The organism is Terribacillus sp. AE2B 122, assembly GCF_902497585.1.
In the GTDB taxonomy this organism is placed as follows: domain Bacteria; phylum Bacillota; class Bacilli; order Bacillales; family Amphibacillaceae; genus Terribacillus; species Terribacillus saccharophilus_A.
In genome coordinates this window covers 235,977-236,254 of the sequence record NZ_LR700947.1, presented here as the reverse complement: position 1 = coordinate 236,254, position 278 = coordinate 235,977, and the positions used below count along the sequence as shown (strand labels likewise).

Genomic DNA, 278 nt, shown 5'->3' with positions numbered 1-278 from the left:
GCGGAGATATCCTCCAAGTTCACGCCGCCAAATGTCGGCGCCATCAATTTTACGGTACGAACGATTTCGTCCACGTCATTTGTATCAAGCACGATTGGGAAGCTGTCAACACCTGCGAAGCTCTGGAATAGTACAGATTTACCTTCCATTACCGGTAAAGAAGCTTCCGGACCGATGTTTCCAAGGCCAAGCACAGCAGAGCCGTCACTGACAACTGCAACCATGTTGCCTTTCATCGTGTATTCGTAGACATCATCCTTGTTTTGGTGGATTTCTTT

General features: G+C 47.8%; 1 pseudogene. It reads right to left on the bottom strand.

Going from position 1 to position 278, the window contains the following annotated elements:
- A pseudogene (locus AE2B122_RS19260) lies at positions 1-278 on the bottom strand (NAD-dependent malic enzyme); the annotation flags it as partial.